Source organism: Rhizobium oryzicola (assembly GCF_030504645.1).
Taxonomy (GTDB): domain Bacteria; phylum Pseudomonadota; class Alphaproteobacteria; order Rhizobiales; family Rhizobiaceae; genus Neorhizobium; species Neorhizobium oryzicola.
Genome location: NZ_JAUKWQ010000001.1, coordinates 1 through 24418, shown reverse-complemented (window position 1 = coordinate 24418; position 24418 = coordinate 1). Strand labels below are relative to the sequence as shown.

The 24418-nt window shown below is 60.0% G+C and carries 19 protein-coding genes; 6 read left to right on the top strand and 13 right to left on the bottom strand.

All coding sequences use genetic code 11. From position 1 onward, the window contains the following. Complete coding sequence (gene rbbA, locus Q2T52_RS00095; protein WP_367187260.1) at window positions 1-2739, top strand: ribosome-associated ATPase/putative transporter RbbA; 2739 nt, start codon at window positions 1-3, stop codon at window positions 2737-2739. 2 nt (window positions 2740-2741) lie between these two features. Further along, the gene (locus Q2T52_RS00090) at window positions 2742-3866 is read left to right on the top strand and encodes an ABC transporter permease (RefSeq protein WP_302074651.1); all 1125 of its coding nucleotides are present in this window, start codon (window positions 2742-2744) and stop codon (window positions 3864-3866) included. A gap of 17 nt (window positions 3867-3883) precedes the next feature. Here the strand turns inward: Q2T52_RS00090 and Q2T52_RS00085 are convergent, their stop codons facing one another. After that, window positions 3884-5239 carry a sigma-54-dependent transcriptional regulator gene (locus Q2T52_RS00085; protein ID WP_302074650.1) on the bottom strand — a complete coding sequence of 452 codons (1356 nt, stop codon included), beginning with the start codon at window positions 5237-5239 and terminating at the stop codon, window positions 3884-3886. Next, on the bottom strand, window positions 5236-7080 hold the full coding sequence (locus tag Q2T52_RS00080; protein ID WP_302074649.1) for a sensor histidine kinase: 1845 nt from the start codon (window positions 7078-7080) through the stop codon (window positions 5236-5238). Before Q2T52_RS00080 ends, Q2T52_RS00085 begins: the two co-directional genes overlap by 4 nt. 217 nt (window positions 7081-7297) lie before the next feature. Between Q2T52_RS00080 and Q2T52_RS00075 the strand changes: the two genes are divergently transcribed. After that, window positions 7298-8623 (top strand): dicarboxylate/amino acid:cation symporter, encoded by a 1326-nt coding sequence (locus Q2T52_RS00075; protein ID WP_302074648.1) that lies wholly within the window; start codon window positions 7298-7300, stop codon window positions 8621-8623. Between the two features lie 84 nt (window positions 8624-8707). Here the strand turns inward: Q2T52_RS00075 and Q2T52_RS00070 are convergent, their stop codons facing one another. Together Q2T52_RS00070 and putA are read right to left on the bottom strand one after the other, a co-directional pair. Then, complete coding sequence (locus Q2T52_RS00070) at window positions 8708-9328, bottom strand: DUF922 domain-containing Zn-dependent protease (RefSeq protein ID WP_302074647.1); 621 nt, start codon at window positions 9326-9328, stop codon at window positions 8708-8710. 63 nt (window positions 9329-9391) lie between these two features. Beyond that, window positions 9392-13093: a trifunctional transcriptional regulator/proline dehydrogenase/L-glutamate gamma-semialdehyde dehydrogenase gene (putA, locus tag Q2T52_RS00065; RefSeq protein ID WP_302074646.1), complete on the bottom strand. Its 3702-nt coding sequence runs from the start codon at window positions 13091-13093 to the stop codon at window positions 9392-9394. A gap of 127 nt (window positions 13094-13220) precedes the next feature. Here putA and Q2T52_RS00060 point away from each other — a divergent pair, with 127 nt between their 5' ends. Next, window positions 13221-13682 (top strand): Lrp/AsnC family transcriptional regulator, encoded by a 462-nt coding sequence (locus Q2T52_RS00060; RefSeq protein WP_302074645.1) that lies wholly within the window; start codon window positions 13221-13223, stop codon window positions 13680-13682. 196 nt (window positions 13683-13878) lie between these two features. On the opposite strand, the gene Q2T52_RS00055 is transcribed toward Q2T52_RS00060, so the two are convergent. Then, window positions 13879-14052: a DUF1328 domain-containing protein gene (locus tag Q2T52_RS00055; RefSeq protein WP_302074644.1), complete on the bottom strand. Its 174-nt coding sequence runs from the start codon at window positions 14050-14052 to the stop codon at window positions 13879-13881. Window positions 14053-14280: 228 nt separating this feature from the next. Between Q2T52_RS00055 and Q2T52_RS00050 the strand changes: the two genes are divergently transcribed. Further along, entirely contained in the window at window positions 14281-15138 is an 858-nt protein-coding gene (locus Q2T52_RS00050; RefSeq protein WP_302075983.1) for a DMT family transporter, read from the top strand. A 1-nt stretch (window position 15139) separates the two neighbouring features. Here Q2T52_RS00050 and Q2T52_RS00045 read toward each other — a convergent pair whose 3' ends face one another. From Q2T52_RS00045 to Q2T52_RS00015, 7 genes are read right to left on the bottom strand one after another with little or no spacing between them, the layout of a single operon-like run. Continuing rightward, window positions 15140-16294, bottom strand: a complete 1155-nt coding sequence (locus Q2T52_RS00045) for a fumarylacetoacetate hydrolase family protein (RefSeq protein ID WP_302074643.1) — start codon at window positions 16292-16294, stop codon at window positions 15140-15142. A 29-nt stretch (window positions 16295-16323) separates the two neighbouring features. Beyond that, the gene (mnhG, locus tag Q2T52_RS00040) at window positions 16324-16680 is read right to left on the bottom strand and encodes a monovalent cation/H(+) antiporter subunit G (protein WP_302074642.1); all 357 of its coding nucleotides are present in this window, start codon (window positions 16678-16680) and stop codon (window positions 16324-16326) included. After that, entirely contained in the window at window positions 16677-16958 is a 282-nt protein-coding gene (locus Q2T52_RS00035) for a K+/H+ antiporter subunit F (protein ID WP_302074641.1), read from the bottom strand. The genes mnhG and Q2T52_RS00035 overlap by 4 nt, the downstream gene beginning before the upstream one ends. Continuing rightward, the gene (locus Q2T52_RS00030) at window positions 16955-17431 is read right to left on the bottom strand and encodes a Na+/H+ antiporter subunit E (RefSeq protein ID WP_302074640.1); all 477 of its coding nucleotides are present in this window, start codon (window positions 17429-17431) and stop codon (window positions 16955-16957) included. The genes Q2T52_RS00035 and Q2T52_RS00030 overlap by 4 nt, the downstream gene beginning before the upstream one ends. Next, complete coding sequence (locus Q2T52_RS00025; protein ID WP_302074639.1) at window positions 17431-19047, bottom strand: monovalent cation/H+ antiporter subunit D; 1617 nt, start codon at window positions 19045-19047, stop codon at window positions 17431-17433. Before Q2T52_RS00025 ends, Q2T52_RS00030 begins: the two co-directional genes overlap by 1 nt. Beyond that, complete coding sequence (locus Q2T52_RS00020) at window positions 19044-19382, bottom strand: Na+/H+ antiporter subunit C (RefSeq protein WP_302074638.1); 339 nt, start codon at window positions 19380-19382, stop codon at window positions 19044-19046. Before Q2T52_RS00020 ends, Q2T52_RS00025 begins: the two co-directional genes overlap by 4 nt. Next, on the bottom strand, window positions 19373-22315 hold the full coding sequence (locus Q2T52_RS00015) for a monovalent cation/H+ antiporter subunit A (RefSeq protein WP_302075982.1): 2943 nt from the start codon (window positions 22313-22315) through the stop codon (window positions 19373-19375). Before Q2T52_RS00015 ends, Q2T52_RS00020 begins: the two co-directional genes overlap by 10 nt. 87 nt (window positions 22316-22402) lie before the next feature. Here Q2T52_RS00015 and Q2T52_RS00010 point away from each other — a divergent pair, with 87 nt between their 5' ends. Beyond that, a complete protein-coding gene (locus tag Q2T52_RS00010; protein WP_302074637.1) occupies window positions 22403-22687 on the top strand; it encodes a helix-turn-helix transcriptional regulator in 285 nt (94 codons plus the stop codon). A 39-nt stretch (window positions 22688-22726) separates the two neighbouring features. On the opposite strand, the gene Q2T52_RS00005 is transcribed toward Q2T52_RS00010, so the two are convergent. Further along, window positions 22727-23827, bottom strand: a complete 1101-nt coding sequence (locus Q2T52_RS00005) for an acyltransferase family protein (RefSeq protein ID WP_302074636.1) — start codon at window positions 23825-23827, stop codon at window positions 22727-22729. Window positions 23828-24418 lie beyond the last annotated feature (591 nt).

Below are 24418 nucleotides of genomic sequence, written 5' to 3'. Positions count from 1 at the left end.
ATGGAGACCGGGGATAGCTGCCTCGCCCGCATTGAAGGTGTCTCCCACCACTACGGAAAGGTAACTGCTCTTCACGATGTCACGATAGACTTGCCGACTGGCCGGATGATCGGGCTGATCGGCCCTGACGGTGCCGGCAAATCCACCCTGCTCGGTCTTCTCTCCGGCGTGCGCAAGGGGCAGGCGGGAACAGTGGAGGTGTTTGGTGGCGACATGCGCCGGGCTGGACACCGCAATCGCATCTGCAGCCGCATTGCCTATATGCCGCAGGGGCTCGGCAAGAATCTCTACCAGGAAATCAGCGTCCGGGATAACCTGCATTTCTTCGGCAAGCTGTTTGGCCAGTCGCAAATCGAGCGCGAGGAGCGCATCGAGCGCCTTGCCCGCGCCACCGGATTGCTACCCTTTCTCGATCGACCCGCCGGCAAGCTTTCCGGCGGCATGAAGCAGAAGCTCGGCCTGTGCTGCGCGCTTATCCATGATCCCGATCTGTTGATCCTGGACGAGCCCACGACCGGCGTCGATCCCTTGTCGAGGCGCCAATTCTGGACGCTGATCGATGACCTGCGCGCCGAGCGCCCGCAGATGAGCGTGCTCTTCTCCACCGCCTATATGGACGAGGCCTCCCGCAGCGACTGGCTGGTGGCGATGGATCGAGGCGGCATTCTTGCCACGAGCACTGTCGATGAACTGCGGCAACGAACCGGCAGACAAGCGTTGGAGGATGTTTTCAGCGCGCTCCAGGCACCGGACGGAAAAAGCGACCAGGAGAGCCTGGAAATTCCTTCTCGGGCGGCAAGCGGCGACGAACCCATCATCCGCGCCCATAATCTCGTCTGCCGCTTCGGCGACTTTACCGCTGTGCGCAATGTCAGCTTCGATATCGAGGCGGGCGAAATCTTCGGCTTTCTCGGCTCCAATGGCTGCGGCAAGACCACCACCATGCGCATGCTGACCGGACTTCTCTCGCCAACCGAGGGGACGGCGGAACTTTATGGCAAGGCTGTCGATGCCAATGATCTGGAAACCCGCCGCCATGTCGGCTTCATGTCGCAGGCCTTCTCGCTCTATTCGGAACTCAGCGTCCGACAGAACCTCATTCTGCACGCGCGCCTCTACCGGATCGAGGAGGAAAAGGCGAAGGCGCGGACGGAGAACCTGATTGCCCAGTTTGGCCTTTCCGACCATGCAGATGCGGAAGCCGGGTCGCTGCCGCTGGGCTTGCGGCAACGACTGTCTCTCGCTGTCGCCATTGTTCACGAGCCGGAACTGTTGATCCTGGATGAGCCAACCTCCGGTGTCGATCCACAGGCACGGGATGGTTTCTGGCGCATCCTGATCGACCTGTCGCGCCAGAAGAAGGTCACCATCTTCATCTCCACCCACTTCATGAACGAGGCCATGCGATGCGACCGCATCTCGCTGATGCATTCGGGCGAAGTTCTGATTTCCGGTCGTCCGCAGGACATTCTGGACGCAAAGCAGACGGACGATCTCGAAACGGCCTTCGTCTCCTTCATCGAAGAGGCTTTGGAGAAAAGCGGCACGCACGCAATCGAGACGGCTTCCCCGTCGGAAGAAAGCGCAATCCCAGCGAAAGTCGCGCAGCAGCCATCGAAGACAAGGGCAGCGTTCCGGCGTATTCTTGCCTACAGTCATTGTGAAACTTTGTCTCTGTCACGCGACCCAATCCGGCTAGCCTTTGCCTTTCTGGGCACGCTCGCTTTGCTTCTGATCTTCAGCTACGGCATTTCGAGCGACGTGACCAATATGAGCATGGCGGTGCTGGACTACGATCAGTCGCCGGAAAGCCGCGACTATCTGAGCGCTTTCCAGGGCTCCCGCTACTTCTCTGAAAAGGCGCCGCTGCGTTCGCAGGCGGAAGCGGAAGAGCGGCTGAAATCCGGCAAACTGACGCTGGCGCTGGAAATACCCGCAGGCTTCGGAAAGGATCTCCGCAAAGGTGGCGACTGGCAGATTTCCGCCTGGATCGATGGCGCCAACACCATGCGGGCCTCCACGATCGAAGGCTACGTTGCCCAGGCGCATGCCACCTGGCTTGCCAGCCGTCCCCAGTCTGCGGCGCAATCGACGGCTCCGATGCTTGTTGCCCGCTATCGATACAACCCAACCTCTGAGAGCATTTATGCAATGGGACCATCGATTCCCGCGCTTCTTCTGATGCTCTTCCTCGCCATCCTGATGGCGGTCAGCATTACGCGCGAGAAGGAAATCGGAACCATCACCAATTTCTACGTCACGCCGACGCGGCGAAGCGAATATCTCATCGGCAAGATGCTGCCCTATCTGTTCATCGGAATGGTGAACTTCGCCATCATGGCGGCAACGGTCGTCTTCCTGTTCGGTGTGCCCCTCAAGGGTAGCGGACTGGCGCTGACACTGGCCGCTTTTCTCTACACCTTCGCCACACTGGGCTACGGCCTTCTGATCGCAGCCTTCACCTCCAACCAGGTGTCGGCGGTGTTTGCGGCAGCCGTTCTTTCGATCGTCCCGACCATCCAGTTCTCCGGCATGCTGCAGCCGGTTTCCGCCCTGGAGGGGGCTGCCCGCTTCATCGGCAACATCTGGCCAACCACCTACTACATGCATATGAGCGTCGGCGCCTTCACCAAGGGCCTTTCCTTCTCCAGCATGGCTGGCGATCTTCTCGTCATGTCGATCTTCGGACCGCTGTTCCTGCTCACCACAGCGTTCTTCCTCAAGAAGCAGGAGGCATGAGGATGGACCGTCTTCGCAACATCTTCTGGCTCGGCATCAAGGAGCTGCAGGCGCTGGCCAAGGAAACCATCCTGATCATCTTCATCATCTGGTCCTTCGGCTTCAGCATCTATTCGCAGGCAACGGGTCTGGGCGAAAACATCAACAATGCCGCAATCGCCATCGTGGATGAAGATCACTCCGTGCTGTCGCGCAATATCGGCAGCCTGTTCTATCCGCCCTATTTCAAGCGAGCGGAAGAGATTGGTCCCGGCGACATCGATGCCCGGATGGACCGCGGCGACTTCACCTTCGTTCTGGTCATCCCCCCGCAATTCGAACAGGACATACGAACGGGGAGAACCACATCGATCCAGCTGAATGTCGATGCCACCGCCGTCCAGCAGGCAACGGTCGGCGCCGGCTACATTCAGAACATGGTAGAAGGCGAAGTCGCCCGCTATGCGGAGCGCTTCAACCAGCCCCGCGGACTGACGCAAGGCCTCGTGCTGCGCCGCGCCTTCAACCCCAATGGAAAGGAAAGCTGGTTCCGTGCGATCGTCGCGCTCGGCGACCAATTGTCATTGCTGACGATCGTGCTGACAGGCGCTGCCCTGCTGCGGGAGCGCGAGCACGGCACCCTCGAGCACCTGATGGTCATGCCGCTGACAGCCTTTGAAATTGCGCTCTCCAAGGTCTGGTCAAACGGGCTGGTGATCTTCGTATCCTTCGTCCTGTCGCTCACCTTCGTGGTTCAAGGCATCCTGCAGGTGCCTGTCGCCGGATCGAGGATTCTGCTGCTCGGCGGCACCAGTCTTTATCTGTTTGCGGCAGCGGCCATCGGCATCTTTCTCGGCACGATTGCCCGCACCATGGCGCAGTTCGCCCTGCTGATGCTTCTGACCGTTCTGCCGATGATGATCCTGTCCGGCGGCATGACACCTGTCGAGAGCCAGCCGGACTGGCTGCAGGCCATCACATGGCTACTGCCATCGCGGCATTATATCACCATCATGCAGGCGATCGTCTATCGCGGTGCCGGTCTCGACATTGTCGGGAGCGAATTGTTGACGATTGCCGGCATGGGGCTGGTCTTCCTGCTTGCCAGCATCTCGCTATTTCGGCGATCGGTGATGACGATGAAGTGAGTTCGCGCAACGGGGGGCTATAGCGGCTTCCCGGCAAATTCCCCGCGCACGATACCGTGCCGCTGAAGCTTGTCGTAAAAGGTCTTGCGCGGAATGCCGAGTTCTTCAATCGTTTGCCGCACGTCGCCGCCATGGCGGCTCAAGGTCTCGCGGATGATCTCGGCCTCAAGCTTTGCCAATCGGTCCGGCAAACTGCCTGCCGCATCCGCAAGGAGAACACGAGGCGGTGCCTGTGGTTCAGGCTGCCCCTCCAGTCCCAGCACGAAGCGCTCGGCAAAATGCGAAAGTTCACGCACATTGCCCGGCCAATCATGCTCCGCCAGATGCCGCGTGACCGAGGGGGACAGATCCGGGATTTCACGACCAAAGCGCTGACCGGCGCGGTGGCAGAAATGTGCGAACAGAACCGAGACATCCTCACGCCGTTCCCTGAGCGGCGGGATCGACAGCGCCACGACATTCAGGCGGTAATAGAGATCCTCGCGAAAATCCCTGCGCTGGGCGGGATCACCAAGATCCACCTTGGCAGCCGCCACGACACGCAGATCGACAGGGCGCACCTCGTTCGTGCCGAGCGGCGTCACCTCGCGCATTTCCAGCACGCGCAGCATCTGCACCTGTGTGGAAGCCGGCATGCTTTCGATCTCATCGAGAAACAGCGTGCCGCCACTGGAGTATTCGATCCGCCCGATGCGCTTCTTCTGCGCGCCGGTGAACGCCCCCGTCTCATGCCCGAACAGCTCGCTCTCCATGATCTGTTCAGGAAGCGCTCCGCAGTTCAGCGCGACGAAATTGCCCTTGGCGCGCCGGCTCCAGCGGTGCAGCAGGCTTGCCACCACTTCCTTGCCGCTGCCGGTCTCGCCGGTCAGCAGAACATCCACATTGGTATCGGCAATTTGCCGTATCGTATTGCGCAGCCGCTCCATAACCGGTGTCTGGCCGATCAGCGGCAGCGTGTCGTCGAAACTGGCTTCCTTCAGCCGGCGGTTTTCCAGAACGAGCCGGCGTTTCTCCAGCGCACGCCTCGCGCTTTCCAGCATGCGCTCCGCCGGGAAAGGCTTTGCAATGAAGTCATAGGCGCCGCGGCGAAGCGCCTCCACGGCCATGGGAATATCGCCATGGCCGGTAATCAGGATGACCGGAAGATCAGGATCGATCGCCCGCACGTGGTCGAACAATTCCAGCCCCGTCATGCCGGGCATCAGAACATCGGTGATGAGGATTCCATCAAGATCGGCATTCACTTGCGCCAGCGCCTGAGCTGCCGACGGGAAGTTGACGACCGTCAGCCCGCCCAGTTCCAGCGTCTGGCACATGGCCTTGCGCAAGGCGGAATCATCATCGACCAGAAATACGGTTCCCGACAGGTTCATGCGATGGATGCCTTCTTCAAATAAACTATGAAAGCAGTACCTTCCGGCCCGCTCTCCACTTCGATGCGTCCGCCATAATCCGAGGCGATTTCCCGCGAGATCACCAGGCCCAGACCAAGACCGCCCTCCTTGGAGGTGTTGAAGGGCGTAAAGAGCGATTCGAGAATATGGGGCGCAATACCGGGGCCGTTATCGGCCACCCTTATGATCACATCGTCTCCGTCAACGCGTGCGTTGAGCTTTACCTTCTGGCTCTCGCGGCCTGCTATGGCTTCCAATGCATTCTGCAACAGGTTGATGAGGATCTGTTCGAGGCGAATGGGACTGCCCAGCACGTACAAATCGTCTGGCGGAAAAGTAACATCCAGCGCCTCCAGATGACCGGCAAAGCGCGTGCGCAGCAAAAGCACCGCCCCTTCGATGACCGACTTGACGCCAACAGGCTGAGGAACGCCGCGTCCCTTGCGCGCGAGGATCTTCAGATCGTCGGTGATGAGACCGATCCGTTCCGTCAGCCCCGCAATGTCTTTGAGGTTCTCGTCCGCCTCGGTGAAACGCTTTCGCTCCAGAAAGGTGCGGGCATTGTCGGCAAAGGCGCGGATGGTGGCGACCGGCTGGTTGATCTCATGCGCCACGCCCGCCGCCACCTGCCCGAGGATCGCCAACCTGTTCGCCTGGACGAGTTCCTGCTGCACGCCCTGAAGCCGCTCTTCCGTGGCGCGGTGACCGGAAATTTCCGCCTCCAGCCGGTCGCGCGCGCGGCTGAGATCTTCCGTGCGTTCGGCGACCCGCCTCTCCAGTTCCTCGCGGGCGGCATGTTCGGCAGCAAAGCGGGCAAGCGCCGATTGACGGCGCCAGATCACCACACCGGCAATGACGGCAAGCGGCAGCAGCGTGGCAAGCGCCGTCAACTGTGCTTCCCGAACGGCCGCTGACTGTGTCGGTTCGAGCGGCAACAGATAGCGCAGGCGCCAGGGCGTGGATGGCACCGGCGCGGAAACCTCGATGAACTTAGACTGCCTGGAGCCGGGCAACACCGTCTCGATGAGTGCCGTCTCATCGGTCAATCTCTCCCGATAGGAGATGGGCAACGGCAGAAGCGGCGCCTCGCCAAATTGCAGGCTGCGGCGCACCTCGGAAAGGCGGTCAGTCGAACTGCCGGGCAGCGTCATGAAGCGCCATGAGGCAATGCTGGTAATGAGGACGATGCCATCCTGATCCACCACATAGGTCGGTCTTTGACTGTCGCGCCAGTCGCTTTCCAACTGGTCGAACTCGGCTTTTACCACAACGACGCCAAGCGCATCGTCCTCGCCGCCGACCCGGTGGGAGATGTAAAGGCCCGGACGACGGCTGACATTGCCGAGCGCAAAATGCTCCGCCGTGCCATTGGCCATGGCCTGGGAAAAGTAGGCGCGAAAGGCATAATCGCTGCCGACGAAACTGGAGGGTTCGCGCCAATTGCTGGACGAGAGTGCGACGCCGCGATGATCGATGACATAGAGCACCGAAGCGCTGGTACCCGCGACCAGATCCTCAAGCTTGCGGCTGAGATCCGCGAGGCGACCGGGAACCGGCAGGCGAAGCGCATCCTCCACCTCTCGGTCCCGCGAAAGCAGAAAGGGCAAGGCCCGGGGACGCTCCAGAACGGCGCGCAAAAGAGCGACCTTCAGACCCGCGTCCAGCCTACCCTGCCGCTCCAGCGTATGGATGGCCTTCGACTGGCCGTATAGCCCAGCGAGGTGCACCACCAGCGCCGCAATCACCAGAACCGTGAGGCCGAACACAATCCAGACGTCGCGTGCGTGTGAGGAAGCGGCAGAGGGTTGGTGTGAGCTCATGCCTTAAATGTGCAGATTTTCGCCCAAAATACAACATTGATGTGCGGATTTTCGCACATCCATTCCAGACTTTTGACGCCTTTTTGACAAAATAATTGCTATTTCAGTGACTTACATCATGTTCGCCTGAGTGGCATGGCAATTGCTTGAGTATGCGTATCGTCAAATACCGCCCCGGGAGAGCCATCAGGTTGGGGCGCGATGGAGGATAGACCTTATGCATGCACCTATTGAAGCCGCGGCACCGCGCGGCAAAGTTCCGCTGTACCGCCAGCTTTACGTTCAGGTTCTTGTCGCGATCGCCGCCGGCATTGCGCTTGGCCACTATTACCCGGACGTCGGCGCTTCCCTGAAGCCACTCGGCGACGCCTTCATCCGCCTCGTGAAGATGATCATCGCACCTGTGATCTTTCTGACCGTTGCGACTGGCATCGCCGGCATGACAGACCTGAAGAAGGTTGGACGCGTGGCCGGCAAGGCCATGATCTACTTCCTGGTATTCTCCACGCTCGCGCTCGTGGTCGGCATGATTGTCGCCAACGTCGTGCAGCCGGGTACCGGCATGCACATCAACCCGGCGACGCTCGATGCCAAGGCCGTGACCTCCTATGCCACCAAGGCGCATGAGACGACGGTCACAGGCTTCCTGATGAACATTATCCCGGAAACCATTGTCGGCGCCTTTGCGCAGGGCGATATCCTGCAGGTTCTGTTCTTCTCGGTTCTGTTCGGCATCTCGCTCGCCATGGTTGGCGATCGCGGCAAGCCCGTGACCGATTTCCTCAACGCCGTTACCGCGCCGGTCTTCAAGCTGGTCGCCATCCTCATGAAGGCTGCCCCGATCGGTGCCTTCGGCGCCATGGCCTTCACCATCGGCAAGTACGGCATTGGCTCGATCGCGAACCTGGCGATGTTGCTCGCCACCTTCTACATCACGGCACTGCTCTTCGTGATCGTCGTCCTGGGCGCGGTTGCCCGTTACAACGGCTTCTCCATCTTCTCGTTGATCCGCTACATCAAGGAAGAGCTGCTGCTGGTTCTCGGTACCTCTTCCTCAGAAGCAGCGCTTCCGGGCCTGATGCAGAAGATGGAACGCGCCGGCTGCAAGCGCTCGGTCGTCGGCCTCGTCATTCCGACCGGCTACTCCTTCAACCTTGATGGCACCAACATCTACATGACGCTGGCTGCCCTCTTCATCGCGCAGGCCACCGATATCCAGCTGTCGATCGGTGACCAGATCCTGCTTCTGCTGGTTGCCATGTTGAGCTCCAAGGGTGCAGCCGGCATCACCGGCGCCGGCTTCATCACGCTCGCTGCCACGCTTTCGGTCGTTCCGTCCGTTCCGGTTGCCGGCATGGCGCTGATCCTCGGCATCGACCGCTTCATGTCGGAATGCCGCGCGCTCACCAACTTCGTCGGCAATGCGGTTGCCACGATCGTGGTGGCACGCTGGGAAGGCGAACTGGATCAGGCCCAGCTTGCCCAGGCTCTTTCCGGCCAAGTCGTGCCGGAAGCAGCACCGGCGCTTCAGGCCGCTGAATAAGTTTCCTCCCAAGGGAAAGGGGCCGCCTGCGGTCTCGTCAGAAGGCCCGCCGCATCCGCGGCGGGCCTTCTGCATTTCAAGAGGTTACGGTCCGTTGACGAGCGCCAGGATCAGCTGATGGATATTGCCGCCATCGGACATCTCCACCCGGTCGAAATCCGCATTCTTCTGGCGTTCTGCGCGGGATAGTGCTCCGAGCTTCTCCGTCAGCTGCGCCCTTATCTTCTGGCAGGAGGGATCGTTGGGCGCCGTCATGCCCAAGCTCACCGCCTCGATCTGATGCACCAGATCCTTGATATAGCCGCCATGCACCCGTTCATGTGCTTCCACGCCCTTGATGAAACGGGACCAGCTGGCAGCCAGTGCCGGCGGCAGCTTCGAGGAAGGCTTTGGCAGCGTATAGGTGATGATCAGCTTCGGTCTGGCGACTGTGATCGTGCAGGCGCCATCCTTCGGTTCGTACTTCCGAGTCCAGGTCAGCTTGAAGGTGGTATGGGCAATAGCGCGACTGCCACCCGCCAGAACCGGACCGCGATCGCCCATGGATGCGTAGAGCTGGGCGCCGGTCTGGCCGTCGATCGCATAGGTTTTAATTTCTTCCGTCGGTTGCCAGGACCCCAGAGGGGACTGTGCCAAGGCGCTCAACGGTACAGACACCACGAGGAAAACGAACGCACTCCGTTTGAGTGTTTTATAGCTTGGCAATCCGCTTCTCCGCTCTTCCCGAATGTTTCGCGAAGAGCGTTGAAGCAGATTGTGCGAGCTATCTCAACCGATCGTCATGAGGCTGGCATTGCCGCCAGCCGCCGCCGTGTTGATGGAGGTGGAGACTTCCTCCAGCAGCCAGTTCAGGCAATAGGCATCAGGATCGGAAGCCCTGTCGGGTGAGGCTGTCTGCGAGAGCACGAGCGGGCCGGGCAATTCCGCAATGCTTTCCAGCACGAGTTTCGTTCTTGCAGAATGGCCTTCGATCAGAGCGCCCGCGAAGGGACCGTCCGCCGCCCATTCCTTCGACACGACCAAGCGTCCAGCAACGGAAGCGGGTAGACCGGCAAGCTCCTGCTGTAGCCCCGAGCCCGCATCCAGCACCGCCGTGTTGCCGGTGGCCAGCACAGCTGCGAGCTGGTTGATCAGGCCGTCAAAGGTTTGCGGCGCCAGCAGGATCCGGCCCCGGCCATGCAGAGCATAGACATTGCGTTCGCCAACCGAGCCGGGCAGCAAGAGTTCAAGGCCGAGAGCCGATTGCCCCCCCAGCGTGCGGGCAAGCTCCGCAGCAGCAATCCGTCCGCGATCCTCCAGCCAACGGGCAAAGTCGATCAGTGCCGGGTCCACATGCACGGAGCTGTGACGCGGCGGCACCGGCGGCGTTTCCACAAGCCGGCCGATATAGAGCGGGCCACCCGCCTTCGGTCCAGTGCCGGAAAGACCGCGCCCGCCAAAGGGTTGAACGCCGACGACAGCCCCAATGATGTTGCGGTTCACGTAACGATTGCCGGTGCGGACACGCCCCAACACATGCGCAATGGTTTCATCGAGACGCGTATGCAAGCCGAACGTCAAGCCATAGCCGGTCGCGTTGATGGCGTCGATCAACCGGTCCAGATCATTGCGGCGATAGCGGATGACATGCAGGACAGGACCGAAGACTTCGCGCTTCAGCTCATCAAGCGACGGCAGCTCGATAACGGCAGGCGCGACGAAGGTGCCCTTCTCGCATTCCGCCGGAAGCGCGGGCTGATGGATGGCGTAACCCAGGCCTCGCATCCGCTCGATATGCGCCTCGATGCCCGCCTTCGCTTCTGCCGTGATGACCGGGCCGATATCGGTTGCCAACCGGTCCGGGCGCCCGATCGACAACTCGGCGAGCGCGCCCTTCAGCATGGCCAGCACGCGATCGGCCACATCTTCCTGCAGGCAGAGAATGCGCAAGGCTGAGCATCGCTGGCCGGCGCTGTCGAAGGCAGACGCAATCACATCGCCCACAACCTGTTCGGCAAGCGCGGAGGAATCGACGATCATGGCATTCTGTCCGCCGGTCTCGGCAATCAACGGCACCGGCTTGCCCGAAGGCAGCAGTCGGCCGGAGAGCTGCTTCTGGATAAGACGTGCCACTTCTGTCGAACCTGTGAACATAACGGCATTGACCTGCGGCTCCGCCACCAGGACTGCCCCAATGCGGCCATCGCCCGGCAGCAATTGCAGGGCTTCTCGCGGCACTCCGGCTTCATGCAGAATGCGAACACCTTCGGCGGCAATCAGCGGCGTTTCCTCGGCAGGCTTGGCCAGAACCGGATTGCCGGCTACCAACGCCGCCGCAATCTGGCCCGTGAAGATGGCGAGCGGAAAATTCCACGGGCTGATGCAGACCACAGGCCCGAGCGGACGATGCCCAAGCCCCAACGTCCGGCGCGCCTGTTCCGCGTAATAGCGCAGGAAGTCGACCGCCTCGCGCACTTCCGCAATGGCGTTCTGGGTGGATTTGCCGGCCTCACGGATGATGAGCGCCAGGAGTTGCGGCATGCGTGCTTCCATGAGATCGGCGGCACGCTCCAGGCAGGCAGCGCGCTCCGATGGCGGCACGGAGCCCCAGGCCTTGCCCTGTTCAGCGGCAATCGCAACGGCACGCCGCGCATCGCCTTCCGATGCTGGAACGACCTGACCTACCACATCCCCATGATCGGCAGGGTTCAGCACGCTCAGCGCCGGCTCGCCGGACGCCTCAAAAGCGGTCAGCGGTGCTGCCACTGTCGGCGTCAGGCTGCTCTCAGAAAATACCTCGCTCAATTGCGCCAAAAGCGTTTCACTGGAGAGATCGAGGCCCGCGGAATTGGGGCGCGCTTTCCCAAAGAGATCCCGCGGCAGCGCGATCTTGTCGTGCTTTGCGCCCGGCACCGGCATTACCCGAACCACTGCAGCCGGATCAGCCACCAGATCGTCTACCGATACCTCCGCATCGCCGATGCGATTGACGAAGGAGGAGTTCGCACCGTTTTCCAGCAGGCGGCGCACCAGATAGGCCAGTAGCGTCTCATGGGTCCCCACCGGCGCATAAATGCGGGCGGGACGAGCAAGCTTGGCCTTATCCACCACCTCTTCGTAAAGTGGCTCGCCCATGCCGTGCAGGCACTGGAACTCGTAGCGGCCAATCGCAAAATCCGGTCCGGCCAGATGATAGATCGTGGCCAATGTCTGCGCATTATGGGTCGCGAATTGCGGAAAGACTTCCCTTTCTGCCGCCAGCAGCTTCTTCGCACAGGCGATATAGGAAACGTCCGTGTGGACCTTGCGCGTATAGACCGGGAAATCCTCCAGCCCATCCACCTGGGCGCGCTTGATTTCCGCATCCCAATAGGCGCCCTTCACCAGGCGCACCATGATGCGATGGCCGGAGCGGCGGGCGAGGTCGATAATGTAGTCGATCACGAAGGGGCAGCGCTTGCCATAGGCCTGCACCACAAAGCCCATGCCGTTCCAGCCAGCGAGATCGGGATCAACGCAAAGCTCTTCCAGCAAATCAAGTGACAGTTCAAGCCGGTCGGCTTCCTCCGCATCGATGTTGAGGCCGATGTCGTAGGTCTTTGCCAACAGCGCCAGCGCCTTCACACGCGGCAGAAGCTCGCGCATCACCCGCTCTGCCTGCGCGCGTGCATAGCGGGGATGCAGCGCCGAAAGCTTGATGGAAATGCCGGGACCGCCATAGACGCCGCGTCCATTCGAGGCGTGGCCGATGGCGTGGATTGCCGCCTCGTAATCGCGATAGTAGCGCTCGGCGTCGGCCTTTGTGGTGGCCGCCTCGCCCAGCATGTCGTAGGAGTATTGGAAACCCTTTTCCTCCATCACCTTGGCACGATCGAGCGCCTCATCGATGGTTTCGCCGGTCACGAACTGCTCGCCCATCATGCGCATGGCCATATCGACGCCGCGGCGGATGACCGGCTCACCACAGCGGGCAATCAGGCGCGTCAAGGCAGCAGACAGGCTGCGGTCATTGACCGTACCGGTCAGCTTGCCGGTCACCACCAGGCCCCAGGTGGCGGCATTGACGAAGAGGGAACGACTGCCACCCAGATGCGCCTTCCAGTCGCCGGTTGCGATCTTGTCGCGAATCAGCGCGTCACGCGTCGCCATGTCGGGAATGCGCAAAAGTGCTTCCGCCAGGCACATCAATGCAACGCCTTCCTGACTGGAAAGCGCATATTCATGTACCAGCCCCTCGACACCCGAACCACGCGGCTTGGAGCGCAAAGCCAAAACCAGCGCCGTCGCCGTCTGGCGGACGGCGCGAGCCGTGGTTTCCGGCAGCGTTGCCTCCGCCAGAAGCGGTCTCAATGCCTCGGGTTCCGGTCTGCGATAGGCAGCGGTGATGGCCTGCCGCAAGGGGGACTGTGCACGCACGGGTAGCGCAAAGCGCGAGAATGGCAGTGGCGATGCGTCATCAAGAGCGGCAGAGGGGATGATTGGCGTGTTCATGGGCGCGATCCGGGCTGGCGTGGAATGCCGATATCATACGCTCGATCGACCGAAAGTGCTGGACTATTTCAGGTGTCGCTTCTAGACGGAAGGAACAATCATTTGCGCATCTATAGGATATTTGACCATGAATGAGGTTCCTTCAGATCTTCTTGACTCCTACGACCTGAAAATCCTGGAGGAAGTGTCCAAGGACGGGCGCATTTCCGTGACCGACCTCGCCAACCGCATCGGGCTTTCCAAGACGCCCTGCAACATCAGGCTGAAACGCCTGATCGATGAGGGCTTCATTCTTGGCTTCCGCGCTGTCATCAACCCGCAGAAGATGGGGCTGGATCACATTGCCTTTGCGGAGGTGAAACTATCGGACACACGCGAACAGGCGCTGGCGGAATTCAACCAGGCGGTCCGCAAAATTCGAGAAGTTGAGGAATGCCACATGATCGCCGGGCGATTCGATTATCTGCTGAAGGTCAGGACGCAGAACATACGCCGCTATCGGGAGGTGCTGGGAGAGAAGATCTCCAGCTTGCCTTACGTATCGAGCACATCGACGTCAGTCGCCATGCAGGCCGTGAAGGAGACGTGAAAAGCGCGCGGTCTTCATAGTTCAATCCATGTCGCTTTTTTGCCGGATCGTACCGCTTTTGGGCAAACTGGCCTCGCCGACAGCGGGGAACTCTGTCTTCAATAGCACGCTCCCGCCGAAAGGGGTGAGCTTTCCCCCAGACTGCCCTGCCACAAGGCGGGGCTTTTTTGTTTCGGCGGGAGACATGAGGCCTGCCTTAGAGAACCGCGCTGCCGGCCATGAAGGCGAGTACCAGGAAGACCAGGAAGACGATCAGGGCGATAAAGAAAAGCACGCGCGCAATCGTGGCCGTTGCTGCCGATACGCCGGAAAAACCGAGAAAGCCGGAAATCAGGGAAATGACGAAAAAGATCAGCGCCCATTTCAACATGGCAGACACTCCAAAAATTTGCCTGTCGCTTCAACGTGCTAGCCAGGATCAAGTTCCATCAAGTCTCTCCAGACATGCTTTCGCGCTATATGTGAACGTGCTAATCGGCGTGCGGAGCCGCTTCAGGATCGACGACGCGGCGATTCGATAAACCCAGGTCTTCTCTTCGTGACATCCCCCCAGATCGCCTCCGGCAAGCCCGGTTTTCTCTCCGCCGGCCCCGCTATCATGCTGGCAGGCATGCTGATGTTCGCTGTCAATGACGCGATCGGTAAATGGCTGGTGGCGAATTACGGGTTGGGCCAGGTGATCCTGGTGCGCAGCGCCGCAGCACTTCTTGTGCTTGCACCCTTCTTGTGGCGAACGGGGCTGAAACCGATCCTGGCGGTCGAGCGGCCCTGGCTGCAGTTTGCGCGCGTCGCCTTCTCCACGCTGGAAATCTTCTGCTTCTACTATGCGGTCATGTACATGCCGCTCGCCGACGTCATGACTTATTGGCTGGCGGCCCCCATCTATGTGGCGGCGGCATCTCCGCTCCTCCTTGGAGAGCATGTCGGCTGGCGGCGCTGGAGCGCGATCGCCATCGGTTTCGTCGGCGTGCTGATCACACTGAAGCCGTCCTCGGCCATGTTCACGTTTCCCGCACTGATCTCGATCATCGGAACAGGCGCCTTTGCCTTCATGCTGCTCTCCGGTCGGCGTCTGCGCGGCACGCCGGATATCCTGCTGGTCTTCTTCCAGCTGGCTGCCTCAGGCCTTGTGGGCATCATCATTGCGCCATTCGATTGGGTACCGTTGCGTTCCGGTCTGGAAGGACTGCTTCTCTGCCTGCTGGGCGTTGTCGCCATGGGCGCGCATATCCTGGTCAACCGTGCCCTGAAGATATCGGACGCGGCCGCCGTCGCGCCCCTTCAATATACGCTTCTGTTCTGGGCCGTGGTGTTCGGCTGGGTCTTCTTCGGCGAAGTGCCGGAGTGGACGATGGTGGTCGGAGCGGCCCTCATCATCGGCTCAGGTCTCTTCATCTTCTTCCGCGAGCAGCAGTTGAAGAAGAAGGACCTGGTTCTGCCGAGTGTGCCCGAGTAGGTTATAGAAGCCCGCGATTGGCGAGATTGCGCATCAGCGCCTGTGAGCCGAAAGTCCAAGGCGGGCAGGCATCGCTGCGATCCACCCAGTTGACGAGCCGGCCAAGCGCCGGTGTCGCGATCTCCACGCGATCACCGATCTCATGCGTAAAGCCTTGGCCAGCACCGCGCCTATCCTTGACGGGGGCAAACATGGTGCCCAGGAAAAGTACCGCACCGTCAGGGTATTGGTGATTGGGGTTCAGCAACTGGCCCACAAGCTGGGACGGCTTGCGACTGATCGCGGACATCAGGCTTTCGCCGGTCATGGTGAAACCATCCTGACCCTCGACCTTCAGCGACACCTTGGCATTTTCCAGATCGCTCAGCGTGAAGCCATCGTCGAACAGACGGATGAACGGGCCGATGGCGCAAGAAGCGTTGTTGTCCTTGGCCTTGCCCAGCAGCAGGGCGGATCGACCCTCCACATCGCGCAGGTTCACGTCGTTGCCAAGCGCCGCACCCACAATCACGCCATCGGAGCGTACCGCCAGCACCACTTCCGGCTCAGGATTATTCCATTCCGAAATCGGGTGAATGCCGACCTTGGCACCGCATCCAACAGACGACATGGGCTGGGCCTTGGTGAAGATTTCCGCATCCGGCCCGATGCCGACTTCCAGATATTGCGACCACAGGCCGAGTTCCTGCAGAAGCTTCTTCACCTCTGCGGCCTTTTCCGACCCTGCCACGACGCCGCGCAGATTGTCGCCGATGACAGGCGCCAGCTTCTTGCGGATCTCCTCCGCTCGAGTGGCGTCACCCCGCGCCTGTTCCTCGATCACCCGTTCCAGCATGCTGTCGGCAAAGGTGACGCCGGCCGCCTTGACCGCCTGCAGATCAACAGGCGCCAGAAGCTCGCCCGCATCGCCGCTCAGAAACGCATCCAGCGAACCCAGAACCGGATAGGAGTCGAAACGACTCAACACACCCACGAGATCTGGTCGCTCCAGAAGCTCCGAAACCGTCGGCGCCAGGCCTGACAGGTCGTGAACCTGCCCTTCATGAACCAGAACCGGGCAGGGTCCTCCTTCCCGCTTGGACCATACGCGACCGATCAGTACCGCGCGATTATTGTCCGGCAGGATGTCTCCCGCCGCCAGACGTTCCATTGTCATGCAAAACTCCTCCTCAGTCTCCCAGAACGTCAGATCTCGCGCTTCCGCTCCGGCACATTCCCATTTCTCTCCGCCCGGTCGCGATGCAGAGCTGCACGCGCCAGAAGCATCAGCGTGACTGGCGTGGTGACGGTCACGAAGATGCCAATCAGAATTTCATGCACCGCCAGCCGCGAGGAAGATAGCGAAAAATAGAGGATGGACGCCAGAACGATGCCGCCCACGCCCCAACTGGTGCCAAGCGTCGGCGCATGAATGCGTTCATAGAAAGTGGGAAGCCTGAGGAAGCCGATCGCGCCAATCAAGGCGAGGCCTGAGCCAATAAGGAGAAAGAAGGCGACCAGGCAGGCGGCCCACACCGGCAGGTCGATAGCAGACTGGATCATTCGATCACCTCCCCGCGCATCAGGAACTTGGCGAGCGCGACGGTGGATATGAAGCCCAACATACCGATCACCAGCGCCGCTTCGAAATAGATGACGCGGCCGGTACCGATACCGAAGGTCACCAGCAGAAGCATGGCATTGATATAGAGCGAATCGAGGCCGATGATGCGATCCTGCGCGCGCGGCCCACAAAACATGCGGATTGCTGCAAGCGCCATGGCGCCCGCCAGCATGAATTGCGCGAGGGAGACGGCGGTGAAGAGAATGATGGTGCTCATTCGAAAATCTCCATCAGCAGTTTCTCGTAGCGGTTCTTGACCATATCGACCCATGTCTCCTCATCGATGAGGTCCAGCACATGCAGAAGGACGTGGCGTTCAGAAGCGTCATATTCCAGCCAGGCGGAGCCCGGCACGCTGGTGAGGATGACCGCCAGGATCGCAAGGGCCGTGCGATCCTGCAGTTCCAGCGGCATGGTCAGAAAGCCTGCCGTGTGCCCTCTCGGCCTGCCCCGCAGGATGACAAGCGCCACCGCCAGATTGGAACGGATGACATCCACAAACACCAGCCAGAAGAGCTTTGGCAGCAGGTACCATTTCCTCAGTCTTGGCTTTTCCGGGCGCAAGGCCGCCATGCCCCAGCTGGCAAAGATCGCCACGAAACTGCCGAGCAGAAGATGCCCGAAACTGAAACCATTGAGCAGCAGCCACATCAAGACGAGGCTCAATGTCAGAAGCGGATAGGGAAGCATCAATGCGCCCCCCCTTGGCCCGAACTGCCAATCACGACGGCCTGGCGGACCGCATCGATATAGACCTCAGGGTTGGACAACGCGCGGATGGTCGTTTCCATGTATTGCATCGCCGGGCCCGCCTGGATCGTGAGAACAAGTGTCAGCGCGAGCAGGAACAGGACAGGCACAATCTCTATGACGAGAACGCGCGGCACCACGCCTTCCAGCGAGGTCCAGAAGGTGTAGATGCCGACGCGGCTCATGGCGATCAGCGAGGCGACGCCGGACAGAATGACCAGGGCTGCCAGCGTCCACACCGCTGCCGTCGGCGGAATGCCGATCGTGCCCGTTCCCATCATGGCGGACAGCATGGCGAACTTGGCGATAAAGCCGGAGAGAGGTGGAAGACCCGCCACCAGGATGGCGCAGGCGGCAAAGCAGATGCCCAACAGCGCCATGGTGCCAGGCATGGCAACACCTTCCGCCTGTTCCAGTTCGCTCTCCTCCCCTTCCCCATAGGCTTCCATGGTGACCGCCAGCACGGCTGCCCCGGCATCCTGCCCGCGCTCAACCAGTTCGATCAGCATGAAAAAGGCGGCGAGCGTCAGCGTCGAACTGACCATGTAGAGAAGCGCGCCGGAGGAGACGGCACCATCATTGATGCCGAGCACCATCAGCATAGTACCGGAGGAGACCAGCACCGAATATCCCGCCAGTCGCCCCAGCGCCTGGGATGAAAGCACGCCGATAATGCCGAACACCAAGGTTGCGGTACCGCCATAGAGCAGGAAGCCGGAGCCGAAGCCCGCCAGTGGCCCATCTCCGAACAGCAGCATGGTCAGCCGCAGGATCACATAGATGCCGAGCTTACTGAGGATGGCAAAGAGCCCGGCAACGGGTGCTGCCGCCGCGCTATAAGCCGAAGGGAGCCAGAAGCAGAGCGGCCACATGCCAGCCTTGATGAGGAAGGCGATGCCGAGCACGCCGGCGCCTGCCTGCAGCAACAGGCGACGATCCGGCTCGATTTCCGGAATACGCGCGGCGAGATCCGCCATGTTGAGGGTGCCCGACGTGCCATAGATCAGGCTGACGCCGATGAGAAACAGCAGGGCCGCCACGAGGTTGATGGCAATATAATGCATGCCGGCCTTGACGCGCATGGGGCCGGAGCCATGCAGCATCAGCCCATAGGAGGCGGCCAGCATGACCTCGAAGAACACGAAGAGATTGAAGAGATCACCGGTCAGGAAGGCGCCGTTCACGCCCATCAGCAGCAATTGGAACATGCTGTGGAAATGTGCGCCGATCGCGTGCCAGCGCGCCAGTGAAAAGACGAGCGTCGCAAGTCCCAACAATGCTGCAAGCAGCAGCATGAGCGCAGACAGGCCATCCAGCACCAACACGATGCCGAAGGGTGCGGCCCAGTTGCCGAGCAGATAGACGCCTTGAAAGCCATCCAAACCCGTTTCCGCCCGGAAAAGGACAATCGCGACGAAGCCCATCAGGACGGTCGCCGCAAGGCTGATCATGGCTTTGGCGACGCGCCGGCGCTCATCGAAGAACAACAGCAAGGCCGCCGCGGCAAGCGGGATCAGGATGGGCGCGATGATGAGGTGCTGTGTCCAGCCGGTCATTTGCCTTCGTTCCTCCCGTCCACATGGTCATTGCCGGTCAACCCGCGCGAGGCGAGCAACACAACAAGAAAGAGGGCCGTGGTGGCAAAGCCGATCACGATTGCGGTCAGCACAAGCGCCTGCGGAACCGGGTCCGTCAGCATGCGGGCTGGTACGCCCTGTTCCAGAATGGGGGGCAGATTGCTCTTCACGCCACCGACGCCGAAGATGAAGAGATTGACGGCATAGGACAGAAGCGAAAGGCCGATGATGACCTGAAAGGTACGCGGGCGCAGAATGAGCCATACGCCACAGGTCGTCATGATGCCGATGGCAATCGAGAGGATCACTTCCATGCCGTGGCCTCCTCCTGTGCAGCCTCGCTCTTGGACAATTCGATCGCACGCAGGCGGTTGATGCGAATCGACTGGTGGGCAAGGGCAACGAGGATCAGCGCGGTCGAGCCAACGACCAGCAGAAAGACGCCGAGATCGAACAGCAGGGCGCTTGCGGCGGGAACCTTGCCGATGAAGGGCACCTCCAGATACTGGAAATGCGAGGTGAGAAAGGGATAGCCAAACGCCCAGGCTCCCATGCCGGTGGCTGAGGCAATGAGAAGGCCGCCGCCCATCCACCGGAGCGGCTGGATGCGGATGCGGTCTTCCGCCCAGCGCGTGCCGCCCGCCAGATATTGAAGCAGGAAGGCGATGGAAAGCGTGAGGCCTGCGGAAAAGCCGCCACCCGGCAGGTCATGTCCACGCATGAAGATATAGACGGCCAGCGTGATGATGAACGGGAACATCCACTGCATGATGACCGATGGCACGAGCAGATATTCGCGCACTGTATCCCCCAGATCGCGATCAGAACGTTCCGCATCGAAACGGTTCTGGATCTGCTGCTGTTCGGGCAGGTCCATGCTGTCGGCCGCCGGTCGGAAGCGGCGAAGAAGCGCATAGACGGTGAGCGCCACAACACCCAGGACAGCGATTTCGCCGAGTGTGTCGAAACCGCGGAAATCCACCAGAATGACGTTTACGACATTGCGTCCGCCACCCATCGAATAGGCATTGTCGAGGAAATAGTTGGCGATGGCATCCGGCACGGGCATGGTCATGACCGCGAAGGCGACAAAGGACATGCCCACACCACAGGTGATGGCGAGCAAGAGATCGCGCAGGCGGCGAGCGCGGGCGCGAAGGCTTAAATGCTCCTCGATCTCGGGATTGCGTTTCGGCAGCCACCGCAGGCCGAGAAGAATGAGAACGGTCGTGACGATTTCCACGAGAAGCTGCGTAACGGCCAGATCCGGGGCCGAGAGCCACACAAAGGTCGTGCAGACGATCAGCCCAACCCCACCCAGCATGACCAAGGCAGCCAGACGATGATACTTCGCAAGATAGGCCGTTCCGAGCGCAAGCCCGATGCCGATGACCCAAAGCGCGGCGAAGGCGGGATCGGCTCCCTTCCAAACGAACGGGCGCACTTCGAAGCCTGACAGATACAGAGGCAATAAGCCGGCTATGAGACCTGTGAAGACCACCCAGCGCAGTTGCGGCTGGAGATTGCGAGTGCCGAGCCTCTGCTCGGCAAAGCGCGCCCAGCGCCAGGATACGGTCACCAGCACACGCTCGAATACGCGCTGACCTTTTAGACCGCGCAGGATCGGAGGACCATCGTCGCAGCTCGCCAGATAGCCCTTCAGCAGGGCGTAGATCGTCGCGCCACCGACAAGAGCAATCAGACTCATGATCAGCGGCGTGTTGACACCATGCCAGATAGCCAGGCTGTAATCGGGCGTCTGCTTGTCGAGAACGCTCGTCACTGCCGTCTGAAGAAACGGACCGATGGAATAGGCGGGGAAGATGCCGACTACCAGGCAGACCAGCACCAGGAACTCTATGGGAAAGCGCATCCAGTGCGGCGGCTCATGCGGTTCTTTCTTGGGAAGCTGTGTCGCCTTAGGGCCAAAAAAAACGGCGTGGATGAAGCGGATCGAATAGGCCACACTGAAGGCGCCCGCCAGCGTCGCGACATAAGGCAGCATGGTATCGAAGATCGAATTCTCATGCGTTTCCACCGCCTCCGCGAAAAACATTTCCTTCGAAAGAAACCCGTTCAGCAGCGGCACACCCGCCATGGAGGCGCTTGCCACCATGGCGAGCGTTCCTGTGATCGGTAGGCAGCGAATGAGGCCGCTCAGTTTTCGCATGTCGCGCGTGCCGGTCTCGTGATCGATGATGCCGGCCGCCATGAACAGCGATGCCTTGAAAGTGGCGTGGTTCAGCATGTGGAAGATGGCAGCCACCGTGGCAAGCGGGCTGCCAAGGCTGAGCAGGGTGGTGATGAGGCCGAGATGACTGATGGTCGAATAGGCGAGCAGTCCTTTCAGATCCTGCTGAAACATGGCGAAATAGGCTCCCAGCAGAAGTGTCAGCATGCCGGCCAGGCCCACCAGCAGGAACCATTCATAAGTGCCTGAAAGCGCTGGCCAGAACCGTGCCAGCAGGAAGACCCCGGCCTTCACCATGGTTGCCGAATGCAGGAAGGCCGACACCGGCGTGGGTGCTGCCATGGCATTCGGCAGCCAGAAATGGAAAGGAAACTGCGCGCTTTTCGTCAGCGCTCCCAACAGGATGAAGACCAGCATCGGCAGATAAAGCGGATGCGCCCGGATCATGTCGCCCGAGGCCAGAACCTTGTCCAGATCATAGCTGCCGACGATGTTGCCAAGCAGCAGAAAGCCGATCAGCAGGCAGAAACCTCCAATGCCCGTGATGGTGAGCGCCATGCGCGCGCCATCACGGGCATTGGCATTGCCATGCCAATAGCTGATGAGCAGGAAGGAAAAGATGCTGGTGAGTTCCCAGAACACCGACAGAAGGATGATGTTGCCGGATAAAACGATACCCAGCATCGCGCCCATGAAGGCCAGAAGGAACGAGAAGAACCGCGGGATCGGATCCTCATCCGACATGTAATAGCGGGCATAGAGGATCACCAGAAGGCCGATCGACAGGATCAGAACGGTGAAGATCCAGGCAAAGCCATCCATGCGCAGGGAAAAGTTGAGGCCGAACTGCGGAAGCCAAGCGAATTGATAACGGAGAATCTCACCGCCTGCGATGGCCGGATAGCAAGAGATGCTGGCCCCAAGCGCGACAGCGGCCACGGCTGCAGAGATAACGACAGGGAGATTGCGCGACGTGGTGTTGAGGATGAAGGCCGCGGCAAAGCTGCCCAAAAAAGGCAGCAGTAGAAGAACTACCAGCCACACGTTCTGATCAATCACCCCAAGCCATGCACTCCTTTTGATCGAGAAGGCGTTTCCGGCACAGGTGCCAGAGCACTGGTCAAGCCATCCAAATCGCCTTATATGATTAGTTTCAATCAATATGGGCAACGCGACTGCATGGGTCAACCGGACGCTCGAAAAATTCTGACACCTGCTCTGTGTCGCGCGGCACGGGGATTTCTGGATTGGACCCAAACCGACCTTGCCGACCGTTCCGGTGTTTCACGCAGTACGATTCGGGATTACGAGGGCAATCGCCATGATACGCACCGGGCCACTGAAGCGCAGCTTCGGCTGGCCTTCGAGGCGGCGGGCTTGCGCTTCGTCGACACTGGCGGCGGTCCGAGCGGCTTCACGACGGAATAGCAATCCCTGAGAAAAGTCCGCCAATCCGCAAGGGGTGCATCAGGCGATGCCTCTCACCATCTGACGCCGTGGCGTCAGCTTGACGGCAAGCGCCATCATCGGCGCTTCAACGAAGCGATAGGTGATCGCTGACAGGGCAATCGTCGCGGCAAAGGACGCAAAAAGGTAGACGGAGATGTGTAGTTGCCGCAGCCAATGCGCGTCACCTGTGCGAGCGACCAACCAGTACAGCGTATAAAATGCGATTGGATGCATCAGATAGAGCGAGTAGCTGATTTTACCCAGCCAGGACAGAAGTCTTGACTTGAGATTGAGCTTCAAAGCAATCGCAAAGACGCCAACAGCAAGCGCGTACGAACCTAGGATCTTTACGATATCTGGATGCACAGTGTCACGCGTTGCATAGACATAAGCGAGTAGGCATGGGAACCCTGCGCAATAAAACAGAACGATCGCCGCTAGAACGAATTGTCCGGCACGGGACAATCTTCCATCGACATATCGACGAGACAGGCTGCCTAAAAACATAATGCTGATAAAAGCAGCATCCTGTGTCCAGATAGATAGTCCGATACGGTCTCCATTCGCCAGATGGATCAAAGCCAGCGTGGGAACGATCACGACTCCAGCAATAACAAGCGTAATTTCCCGATCCAGGCATCGAAGCAAAAACAGACCGAGACATATGGCGTAGAAGTAGAGCTCGACTCTTAATGTCCAGTAGAGGCCCGATATATCTGGCTCACAGAACACGGCCTGAAGCATGGTCAGGTTGACCATGAGAGTGGCGGATTCTACCGAGCGATCAAAAGGCCACCACATCGTGAGAATGCTGAGCGGGATCGATATCCAGTACAGCGGATAGAGACGGAAGAAACGCCGTATCAAAAAGATCCGTGCCGTCGGAGCGGTTTCGCCTCGCAAGCCGGCAGGAATTACGAAACCGCTGACCAGAAAGAAGATCAAGACACCGATTCTTCCAGTATCAAAGCGCTCAGGTAACGAATAGAGCAGGCTTGTCGACGCGCGTGCGGGCGTCGTCACGGTGGAGAAGACTTCGCTCACATGTAACCATATGACAAGAAATGCGGCCACAGCACGCAACGCATCGACGCTATCGAAACGGCCCGTCTTCTCCAAGATTGCCACTCCCCCAAAAGAGCCCGCCATGGGTGCGAACCAGGCTAGATCACAATAACGCGGCTTTATACCCCTGCCCGTCACTTGTGGGGGAAGGCAAAAACTATTGTTTTACAAGCGATAGGCAATTATTGCGCATGCGTTTTTTGCTGTACGTACGGAAGCGGCGCCACCAGCGCTATTCTTCCGGTGACTTGAGACAATAGTGGTGCGTTGGGGGATGCAGGTCGGCGATTAATCGAGGTTGTTGAGAAGGTAAAGGAAGGCTTTGCCAGGTGATGGCTAAAGCCTTGTGGCGCGGGAGGGGATATATTTCTGCTGGTCAGCGCGCTTAGAGCACTTCCAGCAAACTCCGGGTCAGTTCTGTTTCACGATTGGCGCGTACGATCCGGTGGTGAAACGGGTGAAGTTCAATGCTCCTGCATCGGGCGAGACCGGTTCGCCATCTGGTGTCCGCCAATCGGAACCCGAAGGGACGGGCGCTTTTGCACCGATATCAGCGCCGCGCCACTCGACCGTATCAAGGGATATGCCCTTCGTGTCTCGGCTTGATCTCGTCACAAAATCGCTCTGTCAGAATGATCCCGAGTT